The following is a 19822-nucleotide window of genomic DNA, read 5'->3' as shown; positions in this document are numbered from 1 at the left end:
TGCCGGCGCTCGCTCCCTCAACGCCGGGTGAGCAGCTGCTGGTCCAGCACCGCCTGCAGGGCGAGGGTCTTGTAACCGACCTCCTCGAACAGCACGACCACCCGGTCGTCCTCGTGGCGCATCACGACGCCCGGTCCCCACTCGGTGTGGGTCACCGCGGCGTCCACCGGGAACGGGTGGTCGGCATCGGCGGTGTGCTGCTCCCGCGACAGCCCGGCGCTGCAGTTGTCGCAGTTGCCGCAGGGCTCGTCGAGCTGCTCGCCGAAGTAGCCGAGCAGGAACTGCCGCCGGCAGCCGGTGGTCTCGGCGTAGCCGCGCATCATCTCGATCCGGCTCTCGTCGACCCGGGCGTGGTGCTGGGCCAGCTCCCGGGCCGCGGCGGCGGCCTCGCCGGGGGCGGGCGCGTCCGGGGCAGGGGCCGCCGCGCCCTCGTCGTCCAGCACCACCGCACCGGCCTGTTCCAGCAGGTTCAGGTCGCGCACCAGCGGGGTCGCGGCGCGGCCGGTCTCCTCGCGCAGGTCCTTCACCTCGACGCCGTCCATCCCGGACGCGGCACCGGCCTGCACCAGTCCGGCGACCTGCTGCAGCTCCTCCTCGGCCGGGGCGCCCGCGGCGAAGAACCTCCGCAGGCCCAGGTCCTCCTGGCGGTACACCAGCACCGCGATGGCCGGCTCGCCGTCCCGGCCGGCCCGGCCGATCTCCTGGTAGTAGCTGTCCACCGAGTCGGCCGGTTCGGCGTGCACCACGAACCGGGTCTCGGGCTTGTCGATGCCCATGCCGAAGGCGGTGGTGGCGACGACGACGTCCAGCTCGTCGGCCATGAACGCCCGCTGCACCTCGTCACGGTCGGTCTTCTTCAACCCCGCGTGGTAGGCCCGGGCGCGCAGCCCGCGCCCGGTCAGCGCCTCGGCGAGCTCCTCGGTGCTCCTGCGGGTGGCGCTGTAGAGGATCCCGGTGCCCTGCTCGGCGAGCGCGGTCACCCGGTCCAGGACGGCGGTGTGCTTGCCGTGCGCGTCGGCGTGCTGCTCGACCTCCAGCCGGATCTCCGGCCGGTCGAAGCCGGCCACCACGACCGCCGGGTCGGTCATCTCCAGCCGCTCGACGATCTCCGCGCGCACCGGGGGCGCCGCCGTCGCGGTCAGCGCCAGCACGGTCGGGTGGCCCAGCTGCTGCACCACCGCGCCCAGCCGCAGGTAGTCGGGGCGGAAGTCGTGGCCCCAGGCGGAGACACAGTGCGCCTCGTCGACCACGAACAGCGCCGGCGCCGAGGTGCGGATCGCCTCGACCACCTCCGGCTTGGCCAGCTGCTCGGGCGCCAGGAGGCAGTAGCGGACCGTTCCGTCACGCATGCCGTCCAGCACGGCCTGGTGCTCGAGCACGGAGAGGCCGGAGTTCAGCACCGCGGCGCGGCCCACCGCGTCCTCGCCCAGCTCCTCCAGGCGCTGCACCTGGTCGCGCTGCAGTGCGACCAGCGGGGAGACGATCAGCACCGGCCCGTCGAGCAGCAGGCCGGCCACCGTGTAGACCGCCGACTTGCCGGCACCGGAGGGCAGCACGGCCAGGGTGTCCCGGCCGGCAGCGACCGCCTTCATCGCCTCCTCCTGGCCGGGGCGGAGGTCCGCGTAGCCCAGCACGTCCCGGGCGGCCTCCCGGATGCGTCGGGTGCGGACCGAGGCGGAGCCCCCGGCCGTCGTCTTCGGGTCGGCGGGGCGCTGGACGGTCGCAGTCACCGACGCCGTCTGCCCGACCCCCGAGATCGACAAACGAGTCGCAGGGAGCGATGCGGGTCACCGCCAGGACCGGGTGCGGGTCACCGCCAGGAGGGCAGCCAGTACCGCAGGTCGAGGTGGTCGGAGGTCACCGGGAGGCCGAACCAGATGGGGGCGAAGAACACGCAGGCGGCGACGGCGAGCACCAGCAGCACGCCGCCGAGCAGGCGGGGCCGGGGGCTGACCTGCACGGCGCGCACCAGCCCCAGCGCGAGGAAGGGCACCGCCGGCACCAGGTAGAAGAAGTAGCCGGGCTTGCCCGCGGCGAGCCACGGCAGCCACAGCGCGAGGAACGTGACACCGATGCTGGCCGCCACGCCGTCCCGCCGGACGACCGACCGCCACAGCAGCACCGGCGCGGCCAGCAGGGCCGGCCACCACAGTGCGGGGCTGCCGAGCAGCACGATCCGGGCCTGCGTCCCCTCCGGGACGGCGCAGCCCTCCTCGACGTCCTCGGCGGTGGTGCACTTCTCCAGGTAGGCCAGCACCGGGCGCTCCAGCCAGGGCCAGCCCAGCGGGTCCGACCGGTAGGGGTGGGTGGCCTCGAGGCGCTGGTGGAAGGCGACCAGGTCGACCTGGGTGTCGACCCAGGTGTCCAGTCGCTCGCCGACCGACGCGCTGCACTCCCCCGCTCCGCAGGCGCGGGCGCCGGCGTGGCTGTCGGCGTAGTTGACGAACCAGCCGGTGTAGCTGGCCAGGTACACCACGGCCGGGAGGAGCAGGAAGCTCAGCACGCCGCCGGCGGTCACCGCCAGGCCGCGGCGCACGGTCCGGCCGAGCCCTTCGTGCCGGCCGGCCAGCTCGGTGCCGAGCACCAGCAGCCCGGCGGCGGTGACGGCGAGCAGCCCGGACCACTTGGTCGCCACGGCCAGGCCGAGCGCGAGCCCGGCCAGCCAGCGGTACCGCGAACCGAGCAGCGAGCTGCGCAGCGGCTCGCCGGGCCGGCGGTCGGCGCGGCGGGCGTCCCGGTCGAGGAGCACCAGCCAGACCGCCAGGACGACGAACAACCCGAGGACGGCGTCCAGCATGGCGATCCGGCTGCTGGTCAGCGCCAGCCCGTCCAGCGCCACCAGCAGGGCGGCGAGCGTCGCCGCGGCGGGGTGCCGGAGCAGCCGCCGTCCGGCGAGGTAGGTCAGCAGGACCGACAGCGACCCGGCCAGTGCGACGCCGATGCGCCAGCCGAACGGGGTGTACCCGAAGGCCTGGATGCCCAGCGCGATGACCCACTTGCCCAGCGGCGGGTGGGCCGGGCGTTCCTCCTCGACCCCACGGGTGACGTAGTCCAAGGCGTCCCGGGCGTAGTAGCTCTCGTCGAAGTACAGCCGGGTCGGGTCGCCCAGCGCCCACAGCCGCAGGCCGGTGGCCAGCAGGAAGAGGGACAGGGGCAGGGCCCAGACCCACGACGGGCGGCGCCCGGAGGCGCCGCCCGTGGGAGACCGGTCAGCCGCTGGCGCGGCGAGGACCACCGGTCAGTTGTCCTCGGTGACGTCGACGTCGAACTCGGTCTCCGTCTCGGTGTCGACCTCGGTCTCGGTCTCGACGACCTCTTCCTCGGTGTCGGTCTCGGTCTCGGTCGGCTCCAGGGTCTCGGTGACCTCGGTGTCGAGCTCCTCGGTCTCGGTGAGCGACTCGGTCTCGGTGACCTCCACCGTGCCGTCGCCGTCCTCGTTCTCGCCGCTGCAGGCAGCGGTGCCGAAGATGAGCAGGCCGGAGAAGGTGGCGGCAGAGACGCCGCGGACGAGCTTGTTCATGGGGTGCTCCTGACGTGCGGGGTTGGCGGTCCCCTCAGGCATGTCCGTCCTCCTGTCGCCTACACGACGGGCTCGATGACGTTTTTGTCATGCGTGGGATCGGGGCGGCCGGTGTGGCGCCCGCGGCCGCGGGGGAGTGTCCGGAGGTGACCTCAGCCAGCGTGTGCGTCTGCATCCCGACCTACCAGGAGCGGGACAGCCTGCCCCGGACGGTGGCCGCGGTGCTGCGTGCCGCGCCCGCGGTGCACGTGCTGGTGATCGACGACGCCAGCCCCGACGGCACCGGTGAGCTCGCCGACGCGATGGCCGCCGACGACGCCCGGGTGCACGTGCTGCACCGCCCCGGCAAGGCCGGGCTCGGACCCGCCTACGTCGAGGGCTTCCGCTGGGCCCTCGGCCAGGGCTTCGACGTCATCGCCCAGATGGACGCCGACGGATCGCACCGGCCGCAGGACCTGCCGCGGCTGCTGGACCGGCTGGGCGCCGCCGACGCCGTGCTGGGCTCCCGCTGGGTGCCCGGCGGCAGCGTGCGCGACTGGTCGCGGCGACGGGAGCTGCTCAGCCGCGGGGCCAACCGCTACGTGCAGGTCGCCCTCGGCCTGCCGCTGGGTGACGCCACCGGGGGCTTCCGCGTCTTCCGCCGCCGCGCGCTGGAGTCGGTGGACCTCTCGGCGCTCCAGTCCCAGGGGTACTGCTTCCAGATCGACGTGGCCCGGCAGCTGTGGACCGGCGGGGCGCGCATCGTCGAGGTGCCGATCGTCTTCGCCGACCGCGAGTTCGGGCAGAGCAAGATGAGCGGCCGGATCATCCGGGAGGCCCTGGTCCGGGTCAGCATCTGGTCGCTGGCCTCGCTGCGGCCCGCTCCGCGCGGGGCCCGCCCGGTGCGGGGTCGGGCCCCGGTGCTGCACCGCCGCCGCGCTCTCGCCTGATCCTCCGCAGCTGCGGACTCTCCTGCGTTGATCCGCCGCAGCTGCGGATCTAGAGTGCGGCGGTGCCCGCCAGCTACCGCATCGCCGAGGCCGCCGCCCTGCTCGGCGTCAGCGACGACACCGTCCGCCGCTGGATCGACAGCGAGCGGCTGCCCGCCACCCGCGACGGCGGCCCGGCGCAGGTCGACGGCGCGGCCCTGGCCCGGGTCGCCGCCGAGTTGCACGACGCGCCGCAGCCGGGCGCCACCCGCTCCTCCTCGGCCCGCAACCGGCTGGCCGGCATCGTCACCCGCGTCGTCCGGGACACCGTGATGGCGCAGGTCGAGATCCAGGCCGGGCCGTTCCGGCTCGTCTCGCTGATGTCGCGGGAGGCCGCCGACGAGCTGGGCCTGGAGGTCGGCGTCCGGGCCGTCGCGACGGTCAAGGCCACCCAGGTCAGCGTGGACGTGCCGTGAGCGGGCACCCGCCAGGTCATCGTGCCGGGCGCGGGCGGCTGCTCGCCGGGGCCTCGCTGCTGGTGCTGGCCGGCTGTGGCACCGACTCGACCGCGACGGCCGACGGCGAGGTGGGCGGCACGCTGACCGTCTTCGCAGCCGCCTCGCTGACCGACGTCTTCACCGGCCTGGGCGACCAGCTCGAGGCCGAGCACCCCGGCCTGGACGTTCAGTTCACCTTCGCCGGCAGCTCGACGCTGGCCACCCAGATCGGCCAGGGCGCCCCGGCCGACGTCTTCGCCTCGGCCGACACCGCGCAGATGGACGTCGTCGCCGACCTGGCCGCGGACGAGCCGGCGGTGTTCACCGGCAACGCGCTGGAGATCGCCGTCCCGGCCGGCAACCCCGGCGGCGTCACGGGGCTGACCGACTTCGCCGACCCGGACCTGGCCCTCGCCGTCTGTGCACCCGACGTCCCGTGCGGCGCGGCGGCGGAGGCCGTCTTCGCCGACGTGGGCATCACCGCGCAGCCCGACACCCAGGAGCAGGACGTCCGGGCGGCGCTGACCAAGGTGCAGTTGGGCGAGGTCGACGCCGCGCTGGTCTACGCCACCGACGTGCGGGCAGCCGGTGACGACGTCGAGGGCATCCCGTTCCCCGAGGCCGCGCAGGAGCCCAACGAGTACCCGCTCTGCGTGCTCGCGGCCGCGCCGAACCCGGCGGCCGCGGAGGCGTTCGTGGCGCTGGTCCGGTTGGCGGAGGGCCAGCAGGCCCTCACCGACGCCGGCTTCCGCACCCCGTGACCCACCCCGCGCCGCCGAGATGGCCATCTCGGCGGACGAGCAGGGACGGCGGGGTGCCGGTGCCGCTGCTGGTGCCGGCGCTGCTGGCCGTCGGGTTCCTGGTGCTGCCGCTGGTCGGGCTGGTGGTGCGGGCGCCGTGGCCGGAGATCGGCGCGCAGCTGGCCCGGCCCGGCGTCGGTGAGGCGCTGCGGCTCTCGCTGGTCTCGGCGACCCTGGCCACGCTGCTGTCGCTGCTGCTCGGCGTCCCGCTGGCCTGGGTGCTGGCCCGGTCGCAGGTGCGCGGCCGGTCGCTGCTGCGGGCGCTGGTCACCGTCCCGCTGGTGCTGCCGCCGGTCGTCGGGGGCGTGGCGCTGTTCCTGGTGCTGGGCCGGCAGGGGATCGTCGGCCGGTGGCTGTTCGAGGCCACCGGCTTCTCGCTGCCGTTCACCACCGCCGCGGTCGTGGTGGCCGAGACGTTCGTGGCGATGCCGTTCCTGGTGATCAGCGTGGAGGGCGCGCTGCGCGCCGCCGACGCCCGGTTCGAGGACGCCGCGGCCACCCTCGGCGCCGACCGGTGGACGACGTTCCGCCGGGTCACCCTGCCGCTGGTCGCGCCCGGGGTGGCGGCCGGCGCGGTGCTCTGCTGGGCGCGGGCGCTGGGCGAGTTCGGCGCCACGATCACCTTCGCCGGCAACTTCCCGGGGACGACGCAGACGATGCCGCTGGCGGTGTACCTGACCCTGCAGCGCGACCCGGAGGCGGCGATCGTGCTCAGCCTGGTGCTGCTGGCGGTCTCGCTGGCCACCCTGCTGCTGCTCCGCGGCCGCTGGCTGGGGCGGGGGGCGGTCGGATGAGCCTGGCCGCGCACGTCGTCGTCCGCCGCGGGGCGCTCACGCTGGACGTGGAGCTGGCCGTCGCCGACGGGGAGGTGCTCGCCGTCCTCGGCCCGAACGGCGCGGGCAAGTCCACGCTCCTGCGGGTGCTCGCCGGGCTGCTGGCGCCCGACGGCGGGCGGGTGGTCGTCGACGGCGACCGGGTGTGGGACGACGCCGGCCGGCACGTACCCGCCCACCAGCGGTCGCTGGGCATGGTGTTCCAGGACCACCTGCTGTTCCCGCACCTCTCGGTCGCCGACAACGTCGCCTTCGGGCTGCGCACCCGCGGGGCGCGGCGGGCCGATGCGCGGGCCACCGCCGAGGGCTGGCTGGACCGGGTGGGCCTGGCCGGGCTGGGCGACCGCCGCCCCGGTCAGCTCTCCGGGGGCCAGGCGCAGCGCGCCGCGCTGGCCCGGGCGCTGGTCGGCGACCCGCGGCTGCTGCTGCTGGACGAGCCGCTGTCCGCGCTGGACGCCCGTACCCGGCTGACCGTGCGGGCCGAGCTGCACCGGCACCTGGGCGACTACGCCGGCAGTGCGGTGCTGGTCACCCACGACCCGGTCGACGCGATGGCGCTGGCCGACCGGGTGCTGGTGGTCGAGGACGGCCGGGTGGTGCAGGCCGGCACGCCGGCCGAGGTCGCCCGGCGGCCGCGCACCGACTACGTGGCCCGGCTGGTCGGGCTGGTGCTGCTGGCCGGCACCGGCACCGGGACGACGGTCGCCCTCGACGGGGGTAGCGCGGTCGCGGTGGCCGCGCAGGTGCACGGGCCGGTGTTCGTCGCCGTGCGGCCCGAGTCGGTGGCGCTGTACCTGTCCCGCCCCGAGGGCAGCCCGCGCAACGTGTGGCCGCTGAGGCTGGTGACGGCGACCCCGCACGGTCCGGTGGTGCGCTGCGACCTGGCCGGGGAGGTGGCGCTGACCGCCGACGTCACCGCCACCTCCTTCGCCGAGCTCGGGCTGGCCCCCGGCGCGCAGGTCTGGGCCTCGGTCAAGGCCTCCGAGGTCGCCGTCTACCCGCGCTGAGCCTCAGCGCAGCCGGCGGAACGTCGTCCGGATCTCCTCCACCAGCAGCTCCGGCTGCTCCAGCACGGCGAAGTGCCCGCCGGCGGCGACCTGGTCGAAGTGCAGCAGGTCGGTGTAGCGGCGCTCGACCCAGCGGCGGGACTTCCGCACGTACTCCCCGGGCATGATCGTGATCCCGGTCGGGAGGCCGATGGGCGCCGCGCCGGCCGGCGGCCCCCAGTGCCGCTGGCTGAGCTCCCAGTACATCCGGGCCGAGGACGCCGCAGTGTTGGTCAGCCAGTAGAGCATGACGTCGTCGATCATCTCGTCGACCTCGAAGACCGCCTCGGCGTCGCCGTGCGCACCGCCGACGTCGGCGAACATCGCGTAGATCCAGGACGCCAGCCCGACCGGGGAGTCCGACAGCAAGTAGCCGATGGTCTGCGGGCGGGTGGACATCTGCTTGGCGTAGCCGGAGAGCACCTCGTCGTAGTAGCGGGCCTCGGTGAGCATCTGCTGCTCCTCCGGCGTCGCCTCCGCCATCTCGGCCGGGGTGGGCCAGAACATGGCCATGTTCAGGTGCATGCCGGCCAACCCGGTCGGGCTGGTGGCGGTCAGTGCGGCCATCTCCTCGGTGACCCCGGCGCCGAGGTCACCGCCCTGGGCGACGAAGCGGTCGTAGCCCAGCCGGGCCATCAGCGTCACCCAGGCGCGGGCGGTTCGCGGCAGGTCCCAGCCGGTGGTGGTGGGCCGCCCGGAGAAGCCGAAGCCGGGCAGGCTGGGGATCACCAGCGAGAAGGCGTCCTCGGCGCGGCCGCCGTGCGCCACCGGGTCGGTCAGCGGGCCGATGACCTTCCGGAACTCCAGGACCGAGCCGGGCCAGCCGTGCGTCATGACCATCGGCATGGCGTCCGGCTCGGGGGAGCGGATGTGCAGGAAGTGCACGTCCAGCCCGTCGATGCTGGTCACGAACTGGTCCCAGCCGTTGAGCAGCGCCTCGGTGGCCCGCCAGTCGTAACCGGTCCGCCAGCGCTCGACCAGGGCCTGGACCTTGGCCAGCTGCGGGCCCTGGCTGGTGTCGGGGACGGTCTCGGCGTCGGGCCACCGGGTGGCGTCCAGCCGCTGCTGCAGGTCGTCGAGCTGGGCCTGCGGGACGGCGATGGTGAACGGCCGGACCGCGTCGTCGGCGGTCACGTCGTGCTCGGGGTGCGTCGTCGTGCTCATGTCGGGCTGCCTCACGGTCGTCATCCGGTGAGATCGTCTGTCAGTCAGACGATCTGTTGGCAGGACGGTAGCACCGACGTACGATGTGCCGGTGACGAGCAGTCGAGAGCAGGACGTCCCCGGGCTGGAGGACGAGCTGGGGTGGTCGCTGCACCGGGTGGCCACGGCCTTCCGGCAGACCGCCCTCACCGCGGTCGACGACCTGCCCGGTGGTCCGCGCGGCTACCAGGTGCTGGTGGCGGTGCAGGCCGGGCCGCCGTCCTCCCAGCTGGCGCTGGCCCAGCGGCTGGCCATCGACAAGACGGCGATGACCTACCTGGTCGACGAGCTGCAGGACGCCGGGCTGGTCACCCGCCGCCCCGACCCCGCAGACCGGCGGGTGCGGCAGGTCGTGGTCACCGCCGAGGGGCGCGCGGCGCTGGAGCGGTCCCGGTCCGCGTTGCGGACGGTGGAGGGTCGGCTCCTGGGCGACCTCGACGCCGACGAGAGCGCCCAGCTGCGGCGCCTGCTGGCCCGGGTGGCGCAGGCCAGCGACCAGGTCGAGCCCTGCCTGACCAGCGAGCAGGCCCGTGCGGAGGTGGTCGGATGACCTCCGACGCCCCCGTGGCCGGGCTGGTGCTCGCCGCCGGCGGCGGCCGCCGGTACGGCATGCCCAAGGCGCTGGTCGAGCACGAGGGCAGCCTGCTGGTCGAGCGCGCCGTGCGGACGGCGGCCGCGGTCTGCGATCCGGTGCTGGTCGTGCTGGGCGCCGCGGCGGTGGAGGTCTGGCAGCGCGCCGACCTGACCGGGGCCACGGTGCTGGCCAACCGCGACTGGGAGTCCGGCATGGCCTCCAGCCTGCGCACCGGGCTGGACGGGCTGCGCGGCTGGCCGGGCCGCGTCGATGCGGTGCTGGTGCAGTTGGTGGACATGCCGGGGATGACGCCGGCCGCGCTGGCCCGGGTGGCCGAGCAGGCGGCACCGGACGCCCTGGCGGTGGCGACCTACGACGGCGTCCGCAGCCACCCGGTGCTGCTGGGCCGCGAGCACTGGGCCGGGGTGGCCGAGACGGCGACCGGCGACGAGGGCGCCCGCGCCTACCTCGCGGCCCACGACGTGCTCGAGGTGGACTGCACCGGCCTGGCCGACCCCACCGACCTGGACCACCCGCCCACGGCCTGACGCCCTCGCCCGCGCCCGACCGCCGGGTACCTTCGCGGCCGTGGAGACGATCCTGGCCCGGGTGACCGAGGAGCCGCTGTCGGTCGCCGAGCACGAGGCTGCCGTCGGCTATGACGCAGCCGGCGCGGTCGTCTCCTTCGCCGGCGTCGTCCGCGACCACGACGGCGGCCGGTCGGTGACCGAGCTGGAGTACACCGGCCACCCGACCGCGCCGGAGCTGATCGCCGAGATCGCCGCCGAGTTCGCCGCCCGCCCCGAGGTGCACGCGGTGGCCGTCTCGCACCGGATCGGGCTGCTGGGCATCGGGGACGTCGCACTGGCCTGCGCGGTCAGCTGCTCGCACCGCGGTCAGGCGTTCACCGCGTGCGCCGAGCTGGTCGACGAGGTCAAGGCCCGGCTGCCGATCTGGAAGCGCCAGGTGTTCGCCGACGGGGCGGAGGAGTGGGTCGCCTGCCCGTGACCGGAGGGGAGCCTGGGAGGCCGTCCTTGCCGGGGCACCGGTCGTCGTGGCATAACTGGACCGGCTCGACTCCAACCACGGGGCGGGTGCTCCTCCGGTCTCCCCCGCGAGCAGCGGATCACCGGGAGGTCCCCATGCCCTGGCGGGCGGGTGAACGCGTCGTCGAGACGATGCCGGTCGGCTTCATGTCCCTGGACGCCGACTGGCGGATCACCTACGTCAACCCGGCGGCGGTCCAGGTCCTCGGCCAGTCGCGGGAGCAGCTGGTCGGGGCCGACTACTGGACGGCGTTCCCGGCCGTCGGCGACAGCGACTTCGGCCGCGCGTACCGCACGGCGATGGCCACGGGTGAGCCCGTCACGATCGAGGGCTTCTACCCGCAGCCGCTGAACCGGTGGTTCGAGGTGCAGGCGCTGCCCGCGGACGGTGGGCTGCTCTTCTACTTCGCCGACGTGACCGACCGCCGGGTCGCCCAGGACCGGCTGGCGATGCTGGCCCGGGTCAGCGCCGAGCTGGCCGGCACCCTGGACGTCGAGACGGCCGCGGCCCGGGTCCCGCGGCTGATCGTGCCGGTGCTGGGCGACTGGTGCGTGCTCACCGTGCTGGACGTCGACGGCCGCCCGCAGGACGTGGGCTGGTGGCACGTGGACCCGGCCCGCCGGGCGCTGGTCGAGCGGTACGCGGCCGTGCGCCTGGCGTCGATGCCGGTGACCTCGCCGGTGGTGCGGGCGCTGCTCGGCGAGACCGTGCTGGCCGAGGCCGAGGACGTCGCCGACCTGATGCCCGCCGGCGAGGCACAGGACCTGCTCCGGCTGCTCGGCCCGCACTCCGGGCTGACCCTGCCGCTGCGCGGGCGTGGCCGCACGCTCGGGGCGCTGACCCTCTACTTCGACGGCGAGCGTGCCGTCGGTGAACCCGAGCTGGCCACCGCCCAGGAGGTCGCCGACCGGATCGGCCTGGCCCTGGACAACGTGCGGCTGTTCGCCCAGCAGCGCCAGCTCGCCGAGGAGCTGCAGCGCAGCCTGCTCACCGGCGCGTTCACCCACGACCAGGCCGAGGTCGTCGTCCGGTACACCCCGGCGGCCGAGGCCGCCCGGGTGGGCGGGGACTGGTACGACGCGTTCCGGCAGCCGTCCGGGTCGACGATGCTGGTCATCGGCGACGTCGTCGGGCACGACACGGCGGCCGCCGCGGCGATGGGCCAGCTGCGCTCACTGCTGCGCGGCATCGCGACCTACAGCGACGCCGGCCCGGCCGAGGTGCTCCGCGGGCTGGACGCCTCCATGGCGCAGCTCCAGGTGGGCACCTACGCGACCGCGGCGGTAGCGCGGTTCGAGCAGACCCCCGACGAGCTCGCCCGGGGCCTCACCAGGATGCGGTGGAGCAACGCCGGGCACCTGCCGCCGCTGGTCATCCACCCCGACGGCACGCTGGCCGCGCTGGCCGACTGGCGCGGGGAGCTGCTGCTCGGCGTCGACCCGGCCGCCCCCCGCGGCGAGTCGGTGGTCACCCTGGACAGCGGGACGACGGTGCTGCTGTTCACCGACGGGCTGATCGAGCGGCGCGGCGACGACCTGGACGGCGGGATGAACCGGCTGCGCGCCGCGGCGATGGACCTGGCGGGAGAACCGCTGGACGTGCTCTGCGACGAGCTGGTCGAGCGGCTGGTGCACGGCCAGCCCGAGGACGACGTCGCCCTGGTGGCGATCCGGCTGCTGCCCCAGCTGCCCGCGGGGCCGACCGCCGGCTGACCCTGGCGGTCGGCGCCGAGCGGGTCAGCGGGCGCCGGCGCCGGCCAGCCCGTCGTCGTCCCGGCGGTCCTGCTCTGCGTGCCCGCCCTCGGCGCGCTCCTCCTCGGCCTCGCCCTCCAGGCGGCGGGCCTCCCCGTCCAGGGTGGCCGCGGCGTCGCCGTGGGACTCGCCGTACACCTGCTCGGCCCGGCCCAGCAGCTCCTCGGCCTTGGCCTTCGCCTTGTCGAACACGCTCATCGAGGTCTCCTCATCCGCCGGTCGTGCTGAATGGCCGGCCGCCGTCCCCGGTCCGCGCCTCGCTCGTTCCTCGCTGCGATGCTCCCGGGGACGTCAGCCTCCGGCGAAGGGAGGCAGGACGTCCACCACCGCGCCGGGCGCCAGCACCAACGCGCGGTCCCGGGTGGAGGTTCCGTCGACCAGGAAGGAGCAGGCGGTGAGCACCTTCTCGAGCCTCTCGCCGTGTGCGTCGACGAGCTGGCCGACCAGTTCGTCCAGCGAGCCGGCCTCGCGGGTCTCGGTGTCGACGCCGACGGCGGCGCGGGCCCCAGCGAAGTAGCGGACGGTGACCACCGGGTCAGCCCCCGATCGCGGACATCGGCCGGGACGGCTGGAGGAACGACGGGTCGTCGATCCCGTGCCCGGGCAGCTTGGACAGCGTCGCGATCCGCCAGCGGTCGGCGATCTCGGCGTCGTCCGCGCCACCGCGCAGCGCGCTGCGCAGGTCGGACTCCTCGCGGGCGAACAGGCAGTTGCGGATCTGCCCGTCGGCGGTGAGCCGGGTCCGGTCGCAGGCGCCGCAGAACGAGCGGGTCACCGAGGCGATCACGCCGACGGTCAGCCCGGAGTCGTCGACCAGCCAGCGCTCGGCCGGGGCCGCACCGCGCTCCTCGACGTCCGGGGTGAGCGTGTGGGCGGCGGTCAGCCGGGCCAGGATGTCCTCCGCGGTGACCATCTCGCCGCGGGTCCAGGCGTGGTGGGCGTCCAGCGGCATCTGCTCGATGAAGCGCAGCTCGTAGCCGTGCTCCAGGCAGTACTCCAGCAGCGGGACGGCGTCGTCCTCGTTGATCCCGCGCAGCAGCACCGCGTTGACCTTGACCGGGGTGAGGCCGGCGTCCTTGGCCGCCTGCAGCCCGGCGAGGACGTCGGGCAGCCGGTCGCGGTGGGTGAGCTCCTTGAACCGCTGCCGGTCCAGGGTGTCCAGGCTGACGTTGATCCGGTCCAGCCCCGCCTCGGCGAGGGCCGGCGCCATCCGGGACAGCCCGATGGCGTTGGTGGTCAGCGAGACCTCGGGCCGGGGGCGCAGCGCGGTCGCGGCGGCGACGATGCCGGGCAGGCCGGGGCGCAGCAGCGGCTCGCCGCCGGTGAACCGGACCTCCCGGATGCCCAGGTGCTCCACGCCGATGCGCACCAGCCGGACGACCTCGTCATCGGTGAGCTGCTCGACCTTGGGCAGCCACTGGAGACCCTCGGGCGGCATGCAGTAGCTGCAGCGCAGGTTGCACCGGTCGGTCAGCGAGACCCGCAGGTCGGTGGCGGTGCGGCCGTGCCGGTCGACCAGGCCGCCGACGCCCGGCGTCCCCTGCGGGCGCACCCGGGGGTCGGGCAGGGGGCTGGGAGTCGTCACAGCCCGAATGTAGTGCCGGAACGGCACGTCGGCCGGACCGGCGGCAGCGCCTCCGGCAACCGGGTGACGACTGTTACGTTCGCGGAGCCACCCGAGGGTCCGGCGGGCACCCCCGCACTCGCCTGTGGCCAGGAAGCGCGAGAAGCAGCTGTGCCAGCCACCACCGTCCTCAGTCCCTACGCCCGGCTGTTCACCGTCCCCGGCGCGCGGGCCTTCTCCCTCGCCGGCTGGTTCGCCCGGGTGCCGATGGCCACCGTGGGCCTCGGCTCGGTGCTGCTCGTCCAGGCGGAGTCGGGCAGCTACGCCCTCGCCGGGGCCATCGCCGGCACCCTGTCGCTCGCCTTCGCCGTCGCCAGCCCGCAGTGGGCCCGGGTGATGGACCGGTACGGGCAGAGCCAGGTGCTGCGCTGGACGGCGCTGGCCTACCTGGTGCTGGGGCTGTCCTTCGTCGCGGTGGTGGTGGCCGGCGCCCCGGTGTGGTCGTGGTTCGTCCTCGCCGTGCTGGCCGGGGCGAGCGGCACCAGCATCGGCTCGGTGGTGCGCAGCCGCTGGGCGCACGCGCTGGACGACCCGGCCCAGCGGCAGACCGCCTTCGCCTTCGAGTCGGTCGCCGACGAGGTCGTCTTCGTCACCGCACCGCCGCTGGTCACCTTCCTGGCCGCACTGGTCTCCCCGCCCGCCGGCTTCCTCACCGGCCTGCTGGTCGGCGTCGTCGGCGGCCTGGTGATGTCCCGGCTGGAGGCGACCGCGCCGCCGGTGGTCCCCCGGGTGGCCGGGCAGCCGCACGTGCGGATCCGGGTGCTCACCGCGGGGTTGATCGCCGTCTCGGTCACCTACCTGGCCATGGGTGCGGTCTTCGGGGCGATGGACGTCGTCGTCGTCGGTTTCGCCGACGCGGAGGGCCGCCCGGCGGTGGCCGGGCTGGCGCTGTCGGCGTACGCGGGGGGCAGCCTGGTCGCCGGGCTGGCCTACGGCGTGCTCCGGCTGCCCGGCACGCTGGTCACCCGGTTCCTCGGCTGCGCGCTGCTGTTCGCCGTCGCCGCGCAGACCCTGTACCTGGTCAGCTCCCTGACGCTGCTGATCGGCCTGGCCTTCCTGGCCGGCCTGACGATCGCCCCGGTGCTGGTCGCCGGGATGTCGCTGGTGGAGTCCCGGGTGCCGCGGGCGGCGCTGACCGAGAGCCTGACCTGGACCTCGACCGGCCTCACCGTGGGGGTCACCGCCGGCTCGGCGCTGGCCGGGACGGCGGTCGACCGGTGGGGAGCCGAGGCGGCCTTCGCCGTCCCGGCCCTCGGTGCGGCGGCCACCGGCCTGCTCGGGATCGCGGCCTGGGCCGTGCTGCGCCGGCCCGGCGCGCCGGCCGGGACCGCCGCGGCCGTCCCCGCCGAGCTCGGCTGAGGCCGGTCGAGGGGTGCCGCCGCCCGGCGGCCCAGCCGTACATTGGGCAGACCGCCCGCGCCACCCGAGGAGCACCGCCCGTCCATGAGCACCGTCCCGAGCACGGAGCTCGCCCGTCCCGACGCGTCCACCACCGAGGTGCTCGGGCAGGCGGCCCGGCGGCGCACCTTCGCCGTGATCAGCCACCCGGACGCCGGTAAGTCCACGCTCACCGAGGCCCTGGCGCTGCACGCGCGGGTGATCGGGCAGGCCGGCGCGGTGCACGGCAAGGCCGGGCGGCGGGGCACGGTGTCGGACTGGATGGACATGGAGAAGGCCCGCGGCATCTCCATCACCTCCGCCGCGCTCCAGTTCGAGTACCGCGACGCGGTGGTCAACCTGCTCGACACCCCCGGCCACGCGGACTTCTCCGAGGACACCTACCGGGTGCTCACCGCGGTGGACGCCGCGGTGATGCTGATCGACGCCGCCAAGGGCCTTGAGGCGCAGACCATGAAGCTGTTCGCGGTCTGCAAGCACCGGGGCATCCCGGTGATCACCGTGGTCAACAAGTGGGACCGGCCGGGCAAGGACGCCCTGGAGCTGATGGACGAGGTCAGCGAGCGCACCGGGCTGACGCCCACCCCGCTGACCTGGCCGGTGGGCATCTCCGGTGACTTCCGCGGCGTGCTCGACCGCCGGGACGGCACCTACCGCCGCTTCACCCGCACCGCCGGCGGGGCGACGATCGCCCCCGAGGAGACGCTGACCCCCGAGGCCGCCGAGGCGCGGGAAGGCGTCGACTGGACCCGGGCGGTCGAGGAGAACGAGCTGCTGGACGCCACCGAGGCCGACCACGACCAGCAGCGGTTCCTGGACGGCGAGACGACGCCGGTCATCTTCGCCTCCGCGGTCTCCAACTTCGGCGTCGGCGCGCTGCTGGACGTGCTGGTCGACCTGGCCCCGGCCCCCGCCCCGCGGCCGGACGCCGAGGGTGCGCTGCGGCCGGTCGAGGCCTCGTTCAGCGCCTTCGTGTTCAAGGTGCAGTCGGGCATGGACGCCGCCCACCGCGACCGGCTGGCCTACATCCGGATCGCCTCCGGGGTGTTCGAGCGCGGCATGGTCGTCACCCATGCCACCACCGGCCGGCCGTTCGCCACCAAGTACGCCCAGCACGTGTTCGGCCGGGAGCGGGAGAGCGTCGACACCGCCTACCCCGGCGACGTCGTCGGCCTGGTCAACGCCAACGCGCTGCACGTCGGCGACACGCTCTACGCCGGCACCAAGGTCACCTTCCCGCCGCTGACCACCTTCGCCCCCGAGCACTTCGCGGTGATGCGCGGCAAGGACACCGCCAAGTTCAAGCAGTTCCGCCGCGGCGTCGGCCAGCTGGGCTCCGAGGGCGTGGCCCAGGTGCTGCGGTCGGACCGCCGCGGCGACCAGGCCCCGGTGCTCGCCGTCGTCGGCCCCATGCAGTTCGAGGTGGCCGCGCACCGGATGGCGCAGGAGTTCGGCGCGCCGGTCGAGCTGGACCACCTGCCCTACCAGGTCGCGGTGCGCACCGACGCCGCCTCCGCCCCCGCGGTCGCCGCGGCGCGCGGGGTCGAGGTCTTCGAGCGCGAGGACGGCGAGCTGCTGGCGCTGTTCATGGACAAGTGGGACCTGCGCTCGCTCCAGCAGCGCAGCCCGGAGCTGACGCTCGAGCCGATGGTGGCCGCCCAGCTGAGCTGAGGCGGCAGGATGTCGCGGGTGACCACGCGCTCCTCCCCCAGCCACCCGGCTCCGCTGGACGCCGGCACCCGGGCCGCCCGGGCCGCCGGCAACGCCGGCGAGCCGACCGTCGAGTTCGCCGACGCCACCCCGTACGAGCAGTACGTCGGGGTGCGGCAGCTGCAGGCGCTGGTGCGGCCGGTCACCGAGCACCCGGCCGAGCCCGCGTTCCTGGTGGTCACCCAGGTGATGGAGCTGTGGTTCACGCTGCTCCGCCGGGAGTGGGAGCTGGCCCAGCGGCAACTGCGGGCCGACGACCTGGACGCCGCGATCGGCTCGATCCGCCGGTCGGTGCACCACCTGCGCTCGCTGGACGCCAGCTGGGGCTCGCTGCTCTGGCTGACCCCGGCGGAGTTCAACGGCTTCCGCGACCAGCTGGGGGAGGCGTCGGGCTTCCAGTCCTACGAGTACCGGCACGTGGAGTTCCTGCTGGGGCTGAAGGCGGAGTCCGTCGTCCGGCCGCACCGCGGGCTGCCGGTGGTGCACGCGGACCTGCAGCGGGCACTGGCCGCGCCCTCCCTGGAGGACGACGTGCTGGCGTACCTGGCCCGGCGCGGGCTGCCGGTGCCGGCCGCCGTCCTGGACCGGGACCGGACGGTGACCCACGAGGCCGACCCGGCCGTCACGGCCATCTGGGCCGAGGTCTACGCCGACCCGCGGCCGGGCAACGAGCTGTTCGCCCTGGGGGAGGTGCTCACCGACGTCGCCGAGGTCTTCACCACCTGGCGCCAGCGGCACGTCACCGCCGTCCGCCGGGCGATGGGCGCCAAGCCCGGCAGCGGCGGTTCGGCCGGGCTGGCCTGGCTGGAGCGCAGCGCCGCCCGGGTGGTCTTCCCCGACCTGTGGGCCGCCCGCACGGTGCTCTGAACCGCATTCCCGGTCGATCGGTGAGATCTGTCGCGGGTAGCGACCGTGAGCACGGGTAAGGGTGGAACAGGCCGGTCGCGCCCCATGAGGTCGCGCGCCGCCTCCCCATCCCGTTCGACGCTTGGAGGATCCCCCATGGCCACCGTGCCCACGATCACCCTGAACAACGGCGTGCAGATCCCGCAGCTGGGCTTCGGCGTCTTCCAGATCAAGCCCGAGGACACCGTCGAGGCCACTCGCACCGCGCTCGAGGTCGGCTACCGGCACATCGACACCGCGGAGATGTACGGCAACGAGGCCGAGGTCGGCGAGGCCGTGCGGCAGTCCGGTGTCCCGCGCGAGGAGGTCTTCGTGACCTCCAAGCTGAACAACGGCTTCCACGCCCGCGAGGACGCCCTCAAGGCGTTCGACGGCACCATGGACGCGCTGAAGTTCGACTACCTGGACCTGTTCCTCGTGCACTGGCCGCTGCCGGGCATCGACGTCGACTACATCGAGACCTGGAAGGCCATGGAGGAGATCTACCGCTCCGGCCGGGTCAAGGCCATCGGCGTCTCCAACTTCAACGCCCACCACCTGAACCGGCTGTTCAGCGAGACGGAGGTGCGCCCGGTGGTGAACCAGATCGAGGTGCACCCCTACTTCGCGCAGAACGAGCTGCGGGCGTTCAACGCCGACCACGAGATCCACACCGAGGCCTGGGCGCCGATCGCGCAGGGCAAGGTGCTCGACGACGCCACCCTCATCCGGGTCGGCGAGCGGTACGGCAAGAGCCCGGCCCAGGCCGCCCTCCGCTGGGCTGTCCAGCGCGGCGACATCATCTTCCCGAAGTCGGTCACCCGCAGCCGGGTCGAGCAGAACTTCGACCTGTTCAGCTTCGAGCTCACCGAGGACGACATGCGGGAGATCGACGGTCTCGACCGCGCCGACGGCCGCAACGGCCCGAACCCGGACGAGTTCAACTACATCCCCAGCTGAGGAAGGACCCCCTCGCCCCCCACCACTCGCGAGCTCGTGGCGGGGCCCTGCGAGGGGGCCGGACCGACGGCCGTCGTCCCTTCGGGGACGGCGGCCGTCGCCGTGTCCGGGGCAGGTGGCCCCTGCAGAGCGGTCCGGACGACGGCGAGCACCGTCTCGTCGTCCACGCGGTCCTCCCGGGCAGCCCGGGCCAGCGCGCCGGCCGCGGCCCGTACCCGGTCCTGACCCACCGATGACGCCGGCCGGCCCACGACGACGGTGCCGACCCGCCGCCGGCTGACCACCAGGCCGGCGGCCTCCAGCTCCGTGTAGGCGCGGGCCACCGTCCCGGGCGCCACGCCCAGGTCCGCGGCGAGCGCCCGGATGGTGGGCAGCCGGGCGCCGTCGGTGAGCAGGCCGCTGCCCACGTGCCCGGCGATCTGGCTGCGGATCTGCTCGTAGGGCGGGATCGGGCTGCCGACGTCGACCGCGATGTCCAGGGCCACGGGCTCAGACCGAGGTCGGCTCGTCGGCCGGGACGCCGGGTGCCCGCACGCACGAGACGACCAGGCCGGCGATCGTGGTCAGCAGCCCCGGCACCGCGCCCACCAGGCCGGACACCGGCAGCAGGTCGACGTTGGCCATCGCCATCCCGCCGACGGCCATCAGCCCGCCGGTCACCACCAGGCTGCCGCCGACGGCCGTCCGGAGCACCCGATGGGCCGAGACCCGGCGCAGGGCCGACTCGATCCGCTCGTCCTCGGTGGCCACCGCGGGCCGGTTCGCCACGACCCACAGGGCGGCGAACGTGACGACGGCGAGGGCGACCAGGCCGATCCCCGCCGGCCGGCCGTAGAAGAGGCCGGGGAAGGGGCTGGCCGTCGACAGGGACATGCCGTCGGCCGTCGCCAGGTGGGTGAGCACGCCCGAGCTGCCCGGCAGGGCGGGGGAGGGATCGGCCGCCGACCAGGGAGCCTCGTCGGCCATCGACGCGTGGACGACCCGCCGGCCGGTCTCGTCCGACAGCAGTGCGCCCAGGCCGAGCACCCCGGCGGCCAGGAGGGCCGCGACGGCCGCCGTCCGCACC

22 protein-coding genes are annotated in these 19822 nt (G+C 74.7%); 13 read left to right on the top strand and 9 right to left on the bottom strand.

The genetic code is table 11. From position 1 onward, the window contains the following. Nucleotides 1–17: 17 nt before the first annotated feature. The 3 genes from Q1A09_RS08100 to Q1A09_RS08090 form a co-directional block, all read right to left on the bottom strand. Nucleotides 18–1730 (bottom strand): ATP-dependent DNA helicase RecQ, encoded by a 1713-nt coding sequence (locus tag Q1A09_RS08100; RefSeq protein WP_299953411.1) that lies wholly within the window; start codon nucleotides 1728–1730, stop codon nucleotides 18–20. A gap of 80 nt (nucleotides 1731–1810) precedes the next feature. Beyond that, nucleotides 1811–3235: a phospholipid carrier-dependent glycosyltransferase gene (locus tag Q1A09_RS08095; RefSeq protein ID WP_299953409.1), complete on the bottom strand. Its 1425-nt coding sequence runs from the start codon at nucleotides 3233–3235 to the stop codon at nucleotides 1811–1813. Between the two features lie 3 nt (nucleotides 3236–3238). Further along, on the bottom strand, nucleotides 3239–3520 hold the full coding sequence (locus tag Q1A09_RS08090) for a hypothetical protein (protein ID WP_299953407.1): 282 nt from the start codon (nucleotides 3518–3520) through the stop codon (nucleotides 3239–3241). A 146-nt stretch (nucleotides 3521–3666) separates the two neighbouring features. Here Q1A09_RS08090 and Q1A09_RS08085 point away from each other — a divergent pair, with 146 nt between their 5' ends. From Q1A09_RS08085 to Q1A09_RS08065, 5 genes are all read left to right on the top strand, one after another. Continuing rightward, complete coding sequence (locus Q1A09_RS08085) at nucleotides 3667–4449, top strand: polyprenol monophosphomannose synthase (protein WP_299953395.1); 783 nt, start codon at nucleotides 3667–3669, stop codon at nucleotides 4447–4449. Nucleotides 4450–4511: 62 nt separating this feature from the next. Next, nucleotides 4512–4904 (top strand): molybdopterin-binding protein, encoded by a 393-nt coding sequence (locus tag Q1A09_RS08080; protein ID WP_299953392.1) that lies wholly within the window; start codon nucleotides 4512–4514, stop codon nucleotides 4902–4904. Continuing rightward, entirely contained in the window at nucleotides 4901–5686 is a 786-nt protein-coding gene (gene modA / locus Q1A09_RS08075; protein ID WP_299953389.1) for a molybdate ABC transporter substrate-binding protein, read from the top strand. Before Q1A09_RS08080 ends, modA begins: the two co-directional genes overlap by 4 nt. A gap of 53 nt (nucleotides 5687–5739) precedes the next feature. Further along, nucleotides 5740–6519, top strand: a complete 780-nt coding sequence (locus Q1A09_RS08070) for an ABC transporter permease (protein ID WP_299953387.1) — start codon at nucleotides 5740–5742, stop codon at nucleotides 6517–6519. Then, the gene (locus Q1A09_RS08065; protein WP_299953385.1) at nucleotides 6516–7565 is read left to right on the top strand and encodes an ABC transporter ATP-binding protein; all 1050 of its coding nucleotides are present in this window, start codon (nucleotides 6516–6518) and stop codon (nucleotides 7563–7565) included. The genes Q1A09_RS08070 and Q1A09_RS08065 overlap by 4 nt, the downstream gene beginning before the upstream one ends. A 3-nt stretch (nucleotides 7566–7568) precedes the next feature. On the opposite strand, the gene Q1A09_RS08060 is transcribed toward Q1A09_RS08065, so the two are convergent. Continuing rightward, nucleotides 7569–8768 carry an epoxide hydrolase family protein gene (locus Q1A09_RS08060; RefSeq protein ID WP_299953383.1) on the bottom strand — a complete coding sequence of 400 codons (1200 nt, stop codon included), beginning with the start codon at nucleotides 8766–8768 and terminating at the stop codon, nucleotides 7569–7571. Nucleotides 8769–8859: 91 nt separating this feature from the next. On the opposite strand from Q1A09_RS08060, the gene Q1A09_RS08055 reads away from it, so the two are divergent. The 4 genes from Q1A09_RS08055 (at nucleotide 8860) to Q1A09_RS08040 (ending at nucleotide 12140) form a co-directional block, all read left to right on the top strand. Continuing rightward, a complete protein-coding gene (locus tag Q1A09_RS08055) occupies nucleotides 8860–9357 on the top strand; it encodes a MarR family winged helix-turn-helix transcriptional regulator (protein WP_299953380.1) in 498 nt (165 codons plus the stop codon). Then, nucleotides 9354–9929, top strand: coding sequence for a nucleotidyltransferase family protein (locus Q1A09_RS08050; protein ID WP_299953378.1), 576 nt, complete (start codon nucleotides 9354–9356; stop codon nucleotides 9927–9929). Before Q1A09_RS08055 ends, Q1A09_RS08050 begins: the two co-directional genes overlap by 4 nt. Nucleotides 9930–9969: 40 nt before the next feature. Next, entirely contained in the window at nucleotides 9970–10389 is a 420-nt protein-coding gene (locus Q1A09_RS08045) for a molybdenum cofactor biosynthesis protein MoaE (protein ID WP_299953376.1), read from the top strand. Between the two features lie 134 nt (nucleotides 10390–10523). Then, a complete protein-coding gene (locus Q1A09_RS08040; protein ID WP_299953374.1) occupies nucleotides 10524–12140 on the top strand; it encodes a SpoIIE family protein phosphatase in 1617 nt (538 codons plus the stop codon). 24 nt (nucleotides 12141–12164) lie between these two features. Here Q1A09_RS08040 and Q1A09_RS08035 read toward each other — a convergent pair whose 3' ends face one another. The 3 genes from Q1A09_RS08035 to moaA form a co-directional block, all read right to left on the bottom strand. Next, nucleotides 12165–12377 carry a hypothetical protein gene (locus Q1A09_RS08035; RefSeq protein ID WP_299953373.1) on the bottom strand — a complete coding sequence of 71 codons (213 nt, stop codon included), beginning with the start codon at nucleotides 12375–12377 and terminating at the stop codon, nucleotides 12165–12167. Nucleotides 12378–12470: 93 nt separating this feature from the next. Further along, the gene (locus Q1A09_RS08030; protein ID WP_299953371.1) at nucleotides 12471–12710 is read right to left on the bottom strand and encodes a MoaD/ThiS family protein; all 240 of its coding nucleotides are present in this window, start codon (nucleotides 12708–12710) and stop codon (nucleotides 12471–12473) included. Nucleotides 12711–12714: 4 nt separating this feature from the next. Continuing rightward, on the bottom strand, nucleotides 12715–13764 hold the full coding sequence (gene moaA / locus Q1A09_RS08025; RefSeq protein WP_299953369.1) for a GTP 3',8-cyclase MoaA: 1050 nt from the start codon (nucleotides 13762–13764) through the stop codon (nucleotides 12715–12717). 150 nt (nucleotides 13765–13914) lie between these two features. On the opposite strand from moaA, the gene Q1A09_RS08020 reads away from it, so the two are divergent. The 4 genes from Q1A09_RS08020 (at nucleotide 13915) to Q1A09_RS08005 (ending at nucleotide 18756) form a co-directional block, all read left to right on the top strand. After that, nucleotides 13915–15162, top strand: coding sequence for an MFS transporter (locus tag Q1A09_RS08020; RefSeq protein WP_299953368.1), 1248 nt, complete (start codon nucleotides 13915–13917; stop codon nucleotides 15160–15162). Nucleotides 15163–15246: 84 nt separating this feature from the next. Then, the gene (locus Q1A09_RS08015) at nucleotides 15247–16872 is read left to right on the top strand and encodes a peptide chain release factor 3 (RefSeq protein ID WP_299953366.1); all 1626 of its coding nucleotides are present in this window, start codon (nucleotides 15247–15249) and stop codon (nucleotides 16870–16872) included. Nucleotides 16873–16890: 18 nt separating this feature from the next. Then, nucleotides 16891–17778: a tryptophan 2,3-dioxygenase gene (locus tag Q1A09_RS08010; protein ID WP_299953364.1), complete on the top strand. Its 888-nt coding sequence runs from the start codon at nucleotides 16891–16893 to the stop codon at nucleotides 17776–17778. Nucleotides 17779–17913: 135 nt separating this feature from the next. Next, on the top strand, nucleotides 17914–18756 hold the full coding sequence (locus Q1A09_RS08005; RefSeq protein ID WP_299953362.1) for an aldo/keto reductase: 843 nt from the start codon (nucleotides 17914–17916) through the stop codon (nucleotides 18754–18756). Here Q1A09_RS08005 and Q1A09_RS08000 read toward each other — a convergent pair. Together Q1A09_RS08000 and Q1A09_RS07995 are read right to left on the bottom strand one after the other, a co-directional pair. Continuing rightward, on the bottom strand, nucleotides 18741–19241 hold the full coding sequence (locus tag Q1A09_RS08000; protein WP_299953360.1) for a GntR family transcriptional regulator: 501 nt from the start codon (nucleotides 19239–19241) through the stop codon (nucleotides 18741–18743). The genes Q1A09_RS08005 and Q1A09_RS08000 overlap by 16 nt on opposite strands. Nucleotides 19242–19245: 4 nt before the next feature. Continuing rightward, nucleotides 19246–19821, bottom strand: coding sequence for a hypothetical protein (locus Q1A09_RS07995; protein WP_299953358.1), 576 nt, complete (start codon nucleotides 19819–19821; stop codon nucleotides 19246–19248). Nucleotide 19822 lies beyond the last annotated feature (1 nt).

This window comes from uncultured Modestobacter sp. (assembly GCF_947486615.1).
Classification (GTDB): domain Bacteria; phylum Actinomycetota; class Actinomycetes; order Mycobacteriales; family Geodermatophilaceae; genus Modestobacter.
The sequence above is the reverse complement of the archived record's forward strand: the minus strand, read 5'-3'. Positions and strand labels throughout refer to the sequence as shown.